Here is an 11,609-nt window from a genome sequence, read left to right as displayed (position 1 = left end):
AAATCTTCACTAACTTTTTCATTAACAATAACCGGTTTATTAAAATTTTTTCCGCCATGGACAATACGGTGACCGGTTGCAATTAAATTGAGATTCTCTTGTTTTTTCCACCAATCTTCAAAAAGATCAATCATCATTTCAATAGCATCATCTTTAATATCAGTAGCAGATTCCTGCTTTTTATTTATATGACATAATATTTTATTGTCGTTCTTTTCTAAAAAAATATTATAAATTTTATCCTTAACTTTTTTATTCTGAATTTCAAAAATAGAAATTTTTAAACTAGATGAGCCGGCATTAGCTATTAAAACAACATCTTTCATATTATTTACCTGATTGGATATGTAGCTTCGCCTTAGCATGGTTATAAATAAATGAAGCAAGTACACAGGAAATCACACGCATATCCATGTGATCAGCTCTACTTGTTAAAATAATAGGCACACGGGCCCCAAGAACGATACCAGCCATAACTGCTTGACCCAAATATTTTAGCTGCTTTGCAAGCATATTACCTGATTCAAGATCGGGTACTACTAATATATCGGCATTTCCTGAAACTGAAGAACTAATGCCTTTTGCTTCTGCAGCAAATAAAGATATAGCATTATCAAACGCAAGCGGTCCATCAACTATAGCATTCGTAATTTGCCCTCGATCTGCCATTTTCGATAAAGCGGCTGCGTCAAGGGTTGTAGGGATTGCGGAGGTTACCGTCTCAACTGCTGACAATACCGCAACTCTAACCTGCTTGTCTTCTTTAATCATATGCATTAAATCAATAGCATTCTGCACTATATCACGCTTATCTTCTAGAGTAGGACGAATATTAATAGCAGCATCGGTAATAATGAACGGTTTTGGAAAGGTAGCAACTGCCATTAAGAAAGCATGACTTATACGTCGTTCGGTACGTAGTCCATTCTCCTTATGCACTACCGCAGACATAAGCTCATCAGTATGAAGCGACCCTTTCATAATAGCCGCAACTTCTCTTTTTTTTGCAAGCTCTACGGCTTTTTTTGCTGCTTCATGGCTATGCTCAACGTTAATTACTTGATAATCCTCAAGATCGACATTATTAACTTTTGCTACTGATTCAATTTTATATTGCGGACCAATCAAGACCGGTTTTATTACATTAAATTGTGCCGCTCTAACTGCACCGAGTAATGATTCTTTATCGATTGGATGCACTACTGCAGTTTTAACAGGCTTAAAGCCGTCGGCTCTAAGTAATAGATCGATGAAATGCTTTGCTGCTTCATCAAAGTCAGGATCGTTGATTTCTCTCGGAGGATTATAAGTAGTACCTAATTTCTTAGCTAGAATTGCATCTAAAAAAGTCTCGTTTATTATATGTTGTTTTTTCATAAACCTCTTAATAAATTAATCACTAACTTAATTTAGATAATATATAAGTTAATTAATAAAGGAAAAATTAAAAAAGATTTTTAATAGGAAATTTGTAAGTAGCATTACCGCCACAGTGTATTTTTTTATTTATCCCAATTTTTTAAAATTAAATTAGGTATACGCTTAAATTCTTTTATATTATTAGTAACTAAAGTTGTATTTTTCAGCTATAGCATGACTTGCAATTAGCAAATCATTATTTCCTATTATTAGACCATTTTGCTCAAGTTCCATAAGTAATTCTCCATAATAAAAAGTACATTTTGCAGAAAAATCTATTATTTCTAATCTACTTAGAAAAACATCCAATTTGCTTTGATTTTGCTCTTTTTTCTTACTTTTAGAAACACCATATTGAAATTCTGCTAATACTACTGATGAAATAGCAATATTATTATTTTTGTCAGTAATTCTAAATTATTATTATAAAAATCAGGATGTTTATTAATTGCAGAAACACAAATATTAGTGTCAAGCATGTAGATCATTCATAAATATTTTTGCTTTATTCATAACTATACCTCAATAGTATTGATTAACGTTATTATTAGAGCAAACAACTATTCTAAATATATATCTTTTACTAATTCATATTTCTTAAATGATCTTCTAATTTTCTTAGTTTTCTGCCTTCATTTACTATTGGCCTCACATATTTTTCCATTTTGGCATTTTCCCTATATTTATTAATCTGATCGATCTGAGCATTGACTTCATCGGTAATAGCTTGCTTTCTATCCTCTATTTTATTTAATACTTCAGTGCTATATTCATAATTTTTAACATCAGCATTAAAGTTATTAAGCTCTTCCGTAATCCTTGCGTCTACTTCAGGTCCCTGCTCAGTATCTTTGATCTTTTGGGCTATTAATGCTGGTATTTCCTCAATGTTGATCTCATCTCTTTTGAAATGATCTTTAAGCTCTTTATACGTTTGTTCTAAATTTCCTTCAGCTTTCTCTTGCATAATATCATAATGCTCTTGGCGACGAATATATCGATCTCCCTCTATAAATTCTGCATGTTTTCTATGAGCGTTATCTATCATATCTCGCATCTGAGAATCAGTAGCTTTCTCACGCATAAATCTATCGCCCATCATTACCGGTTCACCTTCCTCGAATAACCTACTATGCACCTCATGAATAAGCTTTCTTTGAGCTAATTCTTGATAATATTCTACATCACTCTGTCTACCTGCTTTTTCTAGTCTTACTAGATATTCCGGTGATAATATATCTGCCTGAGCAGCTAACGTTTCCTTATTAATATGCATTTTGAGTTCTTCACGTTCCCGTGCTTTTTCATTATCTTTTAATTTTTCGCTATAAGTTCTAAGCCTTGGATCATTATATTCAAAATCATGCCATTCGGCACTGGTTAGATTACCCTCATAAGCATCGCGTAAATCTTTACCGACTATTGCAGTTAAAGCTCCTCTTTTTATTCCTGTATAACCTGCATATATTTTTTCGCCTATACCTACACGCTTTTCTTCTTTTAATTTACGTTTTGTATCAACACGATGCTCCATCTCTTGCCATCTTCTCAGCACTCCTATATTCTTACCGCACAGACCAACACCTCGCCCTGACATTTCTTGGTGAGCATACTTATAAGCATCTTGATAATCTTTAGTAAAGTTCGCATCACTAGCAAGTTCACGTAAGTTAGCATCTTTTAAGGACTTATCAAGCTCTGTTTTTTGTTCTTTACTTAAAGCGGCGTAATCTTTCACTCCATATTTATTTGCAGCAATTTTATCTCGAAGCTGAGTAAATTTCATTTTCGATAGTTCTTTTGCTTTTAATTCATTCCCTTTAGGTAAATTCTTTAACAATCCTGAAATACCGTTTTCATAATCAGTAATAGCATTCATTTTTACATCTTTAGAATCTATACCGTATTTTCTTTTAACCTCATTTTGTACGGCTTTGTTTGCTGAAGAACCGAGAGCTTGCTTTTCAAGCCTTCCCATCATCATATTTTCAAATTTCTCGGCAAAGAACATGCTAGCTTGCTCTTTCCTGGCACTTACACGGCTAGTTACAGGTGCACTTACCGTTTTAGCCACATAACTTAGCGGTCTATTCATTTGCTTCGCTGCAGATTCATAAGATTGCTGATTAACTTTTTGTATGTCTGTTAAATTACCTGAAGTACCGGCAATAAATTGTGCCGTCGATATAGCAGTATCGTTAAATTTACTTAACAAATAAATAGACACAAAAATTAGTAATATCCCATCAAGTTGGACAAATTTCCCGTTTATAAAATTACTAATCCTTTTTGCATCTTTAACTAAATCTAAAAACGGTAATTCTATATAGCGTTCATCTATACACTCATACGCAGCACAATGCTTACATTTATCATGGTCATTTTTACAAGAATCATCTACTATTATATGATCTTCGGGAACTAATATCTTGGCTTTGTGGAAATTATTTATACCTCCTCTCATTGGTACAGGGAACCACCAATAAAATATTGAATTACCAAGGCTTGGATCTATATCTTCAAGAAAACTACCGAATATTTCATTTATCGGACCTAAATTAGGAAAATCATGTTTACATACCCCAAAACCAAGCGTTGAATATATTTCGGTTCTGATGATCATTGAAATAAAAGCGATACCGGCAAATAAAATTATAGGCTGTAATGCATATGATATTAATTGTCTTAACCAATTCTCAAATAACGAACGAGTGATATTAAACAACATGAAACAAATAAATATCGGTCCCATAATTATAATCATACCAATAGTTATAAGAGCGGTTAGATAGATAATAGTAGCTTTAAATATAAGAAAGAAAATAAAATATAGGGCTATTAAATATAGAATGATATATATAAAACCAAGCCAATCAACAAATAGTAAAGAAAATAATTTAGATAAAGTTTGAGGAGAAATAAGTAACCCCAGCAAACTTTGAGAACCAGGACCGGTAGCCGCAGCTTCATTAATTATTTGCAGTATTTGCTGAACCCCGTCAATAAAAAATACGAATAAATAATCATGAAAAAATGTCCAAGCTTTACCCGTACTTAATAATATTGAGACTATACTAACTTTTAATATTCTAACTATAAGTTCGACATGCGTAAGGTTTATATTACCTATTAAAAAGGAAAAGCCCGTAAACATTATATATAGAGTTAAAATAGCAGAAACACTAATCCTATAACCCGGCGTATCAATTATTTGTTGATAAGTTTTCTTTATAATCCCATCCTTACCAAATAATACTCCTTTTATTAAATCCGTTAAAAATTGTAGTGGATCGGGTCTAGTATCAGTAACTCCAGATTTGATTACTAATCTATATTGTCCACTATTATCATTATAAAATTTATCTATAATCTTAAAATAAAGAGGAGATTGAGCATATTTTGACTTATCCTCACCTTTATATTGATAATTTATACCTCCGGCTTTCAAGAATTGTCCTGTACTACTAATACTATAAAATTCATAGCCTACACTGGAAGTAAGCTCTCCTAAATGCTGAGTTATACCTTGTGGTTTACGCTGTGAATCCGGTGAAATATTGGGATTGGTATTTTTAGCAGCAATAAGAAAATAAAGCCCGACACCATCCGTCATTATACATGGAGGATTACTAATCATTGCGTCATTTTGATTTGCGGGATTAGGAGTACACATATCAAGTCTAGCATTATCCCAAAAAGTACACGGTTGTAGCTTAACGCAAAAAGCAGCCAAAGTAGTTGTGTTATTTTTCTGACCGTACCATGGACACCATGCAGATAACTGACCTGAAGTATTTTTATCGCCAAGTATATAACTCCACGGTCTTACCATAACGGTTAAAGGATAACCATTTACTTTATAAGCACTATCACGCCATGGTGCTACCTGATCACCTTCCTGTCTTGAAGTAATTTCTTCCGGATTATATCTAGAAGAGACATTGAATTTGATAAAACCGAAATCATCAGGATCAATACAAGTATCGCCGGTACAACCGGAAAGCAGCAATAGCGATACTAATAATGTAATAAAAATATTTTTGTGCATTTTAAGTTATTTCTATATGTCTCAATTTTACCGTCATTGCGAGGAAAAACTGTAAGTTATGACGAAGCAATCTCAGGAATTTGTTATTATTTCATTATATTGCCGTACCATCCTACGGCTGCTCGCAATGACGATTTTTAAGTCGCGGGATGACACTAAAATAATTTTGTTACTTTCTCTCTGCCTCTTTCTTCGATAGATCATTACGTTCGGCAAGGAATTTATCTGTAAATTCACCACCTCCTTCCGGTTTTCTAGCTTTATAATTTTGATCAATTATCTTATCTTTGAAAATTCTACCCGGAGCCATAGCCGCCTTTTTAATCGGTTTTGTTACCAAATCTATATCCTGCATAACAGCTCCCACAGGATCAGAACGTTCTTGATAATTTCCTAATATTCGTGCCGGTGTAACATTTGTAAGCATTCCAACTACTATATTTACAAAGCTTACTAAACCATATGACATCAAGCAATATGAATAAAATAATAAAGCTGTAGTAAACAGTACTAAGAAAGTATTAGCCTTGTTCGTTAGAAGATTAGAGCTACTAATTTCCGGTACATCCGGTACATAGAAAGGTATTCCTGGTAAGAACGGTAATGTAAAAGAGAAATTAATCGGGATACCAAGATGTGTTAAATCAAGCCCTATTTTGATTGGTATCAGAGTATCCCAACAAGCTCTAACTACTACTTTTAAAAGCTGCTCAGATAAAACCTGATCTATCAATAAAAAGAAAATCAATAATATTGTCGGCTGCACTACATAGCTAAGCAATGTCGATACCCAATTATCAAATAAACTTTTAGTTTTTTCAAACAACATTAATATTATGAAAAACGGTGCTAATGAAATCATAACAGTTAGCCCTATGAATGCCATAACATAACCTATTATCACTTCTAAAATAGCTCTAAAATAAGTAATAAGTGAATAAATGGTTATAATAGCGATAAATGCTAAACCATTATGTATTTGTAATAATTCAATAAATAATAATCCCCAAATCCTACCGTTAGTATATTTATCAAATATAGGATCAATAAAACCAAAAATATTAGATCTAGAGCTTGTAGCACCTATTACGTTAGTTACAAAGAAATCAATACCGTTAGTAAATGCACTAAAGAAGTATGTATTAAAAAAGCTCCAACTTTCTTCTCTAATTAAAAAAGCTACTATAGCTATTTTGCATATACGTGTTATCACTTCTATGGCAGTTAATTTTAATGCTCCCGCAACAAACATTAGACCAAATATAGTAACATAAAGAGTTAATGCAGCTTTAGCTATATTCTGCACTGCAGAATTGTTAACTAACTTAATATAAAAGTTCTGACTAAAAGTTCTAAACTGATCGGTAATAGGTTTAATAGCACCATTATATATTATATCAGAAAACCAAGTGGTACCAGTATAATTAGCATAATTTACACTAACTACCCCTTGTATATTACTATTAGGATTTACCACCCTTAACCATAAATATCCATCTTGCGGTGCATCAGCCGCAAAGTTATAATCTACCGGCGTACCACGAACAGATGGATCAGGTAACGTACCATCAGATGTTATTAAATATTCTAAACTTATATTTTGCTGATCACCCAGACTTATTGAATTTGTCCCGTTACCTATTTCAACAATCATCGAATAACGACCAAAATATAAAAAATTAGCTGACCAATCATTCTTATTTATATAATCTACAAAATTAGCATAATTTGAAAAATTGCGGCTCCAATCACTCATTAAAACTGAATTACTAAACATGTTATTAATTTGCCAATCGCTAGTAAAATCCATAGTACCGCCGCTAGTGGCTTGATAATATATAAAGCTACTTTGAGTGCTGCCTAAATTTACAAAACTCTGATCTCGTTCCTTAATAACCTGCCCGCCTACTTTAATTATCATCCCTCTACCTTGATCGTAATAGCAAGCAGGGCTAGTATTTATACCGGCATTAGCAGGGCAAGAATTAATTAAGCTCATGAAATTCTGTACCGCTCTCGTTATCATAGGTTTGCCGACTAATGCTTCGTTACTATTTATACTTTTATATTTTGTAGCTGATCCAGTACCACTACACCCGCTTGGTTTATCAGGATTTCTTAAAGCGTCTATAAGATCACATACCTCCTTTGCAGATGAGTAAATTATTCTATTGTCAAAATTTCCAAGATTACTTTGAGTATAAAGTGCAGAAGCAGCAAATATTGAACTATCCAGTTCCTGCGTTAAAATATTATCTAGAGTATTAGGGCTAAAAAAATTATCTTTACCAACTAAACTAATATTTACTACATCGCCGGCCTTAACTTCAATTCGCGAATTACCGTTAGAATAGTTAAAATATTTAACAGAATCAGACATTTTAGTAAATGACAGTGAATCAAGGTCTTTATCAGGCGGTATAGCCCCCGGTGTTGCACTGTTATTGTCCGTAACAAAACGCGGAAATCCTAAAGCTTCAAATTGTAATTTAGAATAATTATAAGTTTTAATGAAAACTTGCGGCGTACTAAACCTTGGATCAATTCTATATAATACTAGATATTTTCTAGGTTCAGGAGTAATACCTGAAGTAGACCAGTTTATTTTTAACAATTTACCTTTCTCAACAGTATTACCTGTTGATTGCCAAGTTCCGGCTGTAGATAAACTAATTCCTATATTACCCTCTTTAAAACTTGTAAATTCAGGCACTTCTAAACAACCGAATAAGCTTTTTAACCCACCAAAACTGGTTGACATCCATGAAAAAGCATCATCAGCTTTAGCTGGAATCGCCATAAACAAAACTAATAAAACTAAACTCTTAAGAATTTTCATAATTTTAAATTGTTATCCAACACATCATACCGTGGTTTTTATTTTTTGTCATTGCGAACAACCAAATACATTGTTGCATGGCGTGGTTTTCCGTTATTGCGAGAAGCATTACACAGTAACTCGACGAAGCAATCCAGTAAAAAATTCTGATTTACAGAATTTTTTTAATTATTTTGCTGCATTGCCACGTCGCTTCGCTCCTCGCAATGACGATTCGGGTATCCATGCAACAACCCAACAACCAAAGGCGTTGTTGCATATGGCTCGAAAAATGCACTCTATGTCATCCACGCGGGAGAGCAGAAATGATATAAAACTAGCAATGCAACAACACTAATACCCACTCGCAATGACGATTTTCGATTCACCATCTATTTCGGTGTTTCAGGTTTAGGCGGTTCTTCATTTGTCTTTTCGCCTCCTTCTTTTGGCGTATTTTTCCTATTTTTTTCAGCTTGATCTAATGTCTTATTGCGTTGTTTTAATCGTGCTTCTGCTCTGCCGGTAATACCTTGTCTTATTTTATCATCCATTCCTATTGGACTTAATGCTTTTTGTCCTGCATCATGAGACATTCTACCACCAATTTCAGTAGCCGAAGGTCCGGCAGCACTAGTTAATTTTGCTACCATACGCCCTGAAAATTCGACATAACCATACATGCCGTAAGCAATAATAACTAGAGCTACGATATTTTGCATATTTACTCCCATCATACCCGACATATAATCCATTCCCCAAGGGGCAAACCAATTAATACAGAAGATAGGTACATTCAACAATGCAATAGGTAAAATAGTACCGATAAACGGAATTTTTATCGGTAAAGCACATTTCCAACAAACGCTATAACCTAAAACAAAATCTAGATAAATGGTAAATAGCTGGATTAGCACTATAATACCTGCCATCATAACTACCGGTTCTATCATATAGCGGATCGTAAACCTCACCCAATTATCAAATAAATACCTAGTAAAATCAAATAATAAGAAACTAATAAATAAAGGGGCTATACCGATTAATATACAAGTTGCCATAAATGCCATAATATAAACGGCGACAGCTCTAAGTGCCGTAATAATTACTATACCAACCGCAATAAAAGTAATTATAAAATATATAATACCGCTAAGCCCAAGAGAAAGAAGTGAAAGTAATTGAGCTATAAAGGTTTGACTAAAAAATATTTTACTCATTACTGCATCTAAAAACATGAAAGGATTAGAAATAGTATTAGTAGAAGTAAACAAACTATATCCACTCATATTAGCAATAATTGCGTCTGAAAAATTAGTAATTGCATCAAAAAGATAATTATTGAAAAATTCAAAGGTATTACCGTTCATAAGTCCGCTAACTACCCCAATTTTTGCTATTCTAATTACTAGCTCTTTTTGATTTATCTTAGCGAAACCAAGCAAAAACATTGCTCCATAAGTCATCACATATAAAATTAAAATCGCTTTAATATAGGTAAAAAAGTTAGTACAGGATGCATTATCAGTGGCTTTATAACATACCATATTTTTAAAAATAGAAGTAGCTGCTCCTTGCACTTTAGTTTTAAATAACTGAAGTAACGGATTCATTACTTTAAGAGTAAAACTTCCTACTTTTAAGAATGTTGAGAAATGTACTTTATAGCTACCTTCACTATCTTTATAGTCCCTTAAATTATTACTAGGATCATTTAGAATTTTCATCCATATATAACCAGACTCATTTGCATTAAAGTTATATTTACCGTCACTATCAACGCTAATTCCTTGAGGTGAATAGGTTTTACCGCTAGTATTCGGATTTTCCGAAGGCTTTACTATTATGTATTGCACTCGTCCACGATCATCAAAAGTATCGTTAAAACTATTACCATTCTCTCTATAGCATTTAGTCTGTTTAATATTTAAAACGTATCCTCCCGTATTCTTACTAGCATCTTGTGAAACGGGATGCCAAAGCCTATATTGTAAATAGCTTTTTTCAATATTACTGTTAAAAGGCCTATTATATATAACTTTATATAAATATTTACCGTCTTTATCTTTATAGTCAGGCGGTTGCTCTGTCTCCGCAACAAACTCAGCAAATTCTAGCTTAGAAGGCAGAGCTTGACTTACAGAACCCGCATCATTCATTTGATATATTAATCCAGTTGGTCCTTTGCCTCCTTTACCGTCCGCCGTATACCAAAATCTTCGATTCTTTTGAAAATCTCCATCCTTACATATTCCTGAAGTACAATTTACACCTCCAATATAATCTTTATCCTTAGGACTACGATTCTCGACACTATCAGGACATTTACCGTTTGGAAGAATATTGGCGTTATTAGAACATTGCAGTCCCGCATAATCAATAAATAAATTACTGGGGTTATTTGACCAGCTAAAGGTAAAACTACCGTCATCTTTATAAGCCTCCGGCATGTAGCCCTCATGATTTATCCAAGCAGGTAAGGAGTCACATGTAAAACCAAGGCAACAATGAGAAGTGGCATTAGCAGCATCACATACCCACTGTGCAACATCTTCTTGATGAATACATCCAAAAACACAATGACATTTTTCCCGATGCTTATTACCTTGCCAATAATTTTGCTTCAGTTCGCAAGCATTAACATATTTACCGGAATAAATAGAATATTTTCCACAAATCGACTCATAAGAAGTTTTGCCTTGGGAACAATCTTTCGTAACCTTATCATCTTTAAAAGCATCCGCAACTGTCGCATCCGTATTGGCAAAATTAGGAGATACGGAAACTAAAACTCTATCATTAGCGTATAATTCGGCAATATTACGCCATTCATTATTTTTTGCATCCATTATTAGAGAGAGAGGCGGATTATTTGCATCGGTAATACGAGGAATCGGAATCATGTTACCTTTATCGTCTAAATTAGATTTACCAGGCCTTGTACTTTCAGTAAATTGTATATTATCTTTTGGTACATAAGCTAAACATAAACTAACCTGACCGACCACTTGTAAATTCACCGGTTGGCTTTTTTCTACCAGTACCTGAGTATTTAACCATTCACCGTAATGATTGGGATCAGGAATAAGCTGAGTCGTACCGTCGGACAATATCTTAGAAGTATTTACATAATTAGCATTAGCATTAAGAGTTATAGTACCAGTTATTGAATCTGAACCTCCTTTACCGTCCAGAGCATATCTCATGTAGCAGCCGTCACCGACTTTTACTGCTCCTATCATACCAAGTGCTGCAAAAATAAAGCAAACTAACGTTGCTACTATAGCGAGTACTCCTAAAACTTTTAATAAGTTACTCTGCATA

At 33.6% G+C, this 11,609-nt stretch carries 4 protein-coding genes and 2 pseudogenes; all 6 read right to left on the bottom strand.

All coding sequences use genetic code 11. From position 1 onward, the window contains the following. Positions 1-326, bottom strand: a pseudogene (locus A452_RS07755) (acetate/propionate family kinase); the annotation flags it as partial. 1 nt (position 327) lies between these two features. After that, positions 328-1,377: a phosphate acetyltransferase gene (locus A452_RS0100320; protein ID WP_014412006.1), complete on the bottom strand. Its 1,050-nt coding sequence runs from the start codon at positions 1,375-1,377 to the stop codon at positions 328-330. Positions 1,378-1,502: 125 nt separating this feature from the next. Beyond that, positions 1,503-1,907 (bottom strand): annotated as a pseudogene (gene vapC, locus A452_RS12905) (type II toxin-antitoxin system tRNA(fMet)-specific endonuclease VapC). A gap of 95 nt (positions 1,908-2,002) precedes the next feature. Further along, positions 2,003-5,467, bottom strand: a complete 3,465-nt coding sequence (locus A452_RS0100310) for a TrbL/VirB6 family protein (protein ID WP_014412008.1) — start codon at positions 5,465-5,467, stop codon at positions 2,003-2,005. Positions 5,468-5,636: 169 nt separating this feature from the next. Further along, entirely contained in the window at positions 5,637-8,306 is a 2,670-nt protein-coding gene (locus A452_RS0100305; protein WP_017208455.1) for a TrbL/VirB6 family protein, read from the bottom strand. A gap of 371 nt (positions 8,307-8,677) precedes the next feature. Then, positions 8,678-11,608 carry a TrbL/VirB6 family protein gene (locus A452_RS0100300; protein ID WP_014412010.1) on the bottom strand — a complete coding sequence of 977 codons (2,931 nt, stop codon included), beginning with the start codon at positions 11,606-11,608 and terminating at the stop codon, positions 8,678-8,680. Between the last annotated feature and the right edge of the window lies 1 nt (position 11,609).

It is taken from the genome of Rickettsia australis str. Phillips (assembly GCF_000273745.1).
GTDB lineage: Bacteria > Pseudomonadota > Alphaproteobacteria > Rickettsiales > Rickettsiaceae > Rickettsia > Rickettsia australis.
The sequence above is the reverse complement of the archived record's forward strand: the minus strand, read 5'-3'. Positions and strand labels throughout refer to the sequence as shown.

Excerpts from the sequence above, each read along its gene's own strand:
- A452_RS0100320 (WP_014412006.1), bottom strand. The coding sequence starts at position 1,377 with ATGAAAAAACAACATATAATAAACGAGACTTTTTTAGATGCAATTCTA.
- A452_RS0100310 (WP_014412008.1), bottom strand. The coding sequence starts at position 5,467 with ATGCACAAAAATATTTTTATTACATTATTAGTATCGCTATTGCTGCTT.
- A452_RS0100305 (WP_017208455.1), bottom strand. The coding sequence starts at position 8,306 with ATGAAAATTCTTAAGAGTTTAGTTTTATTAGTTTTGTTTATGGCGATT.
- A452_RS0100300 (WP_014412010.1), bottom strand. The coding sequence starts at position 11,608 with ATGCAGAGTAACTTATTAAAAGTTTTAGGAGTACTCGCTATAGTAGCA.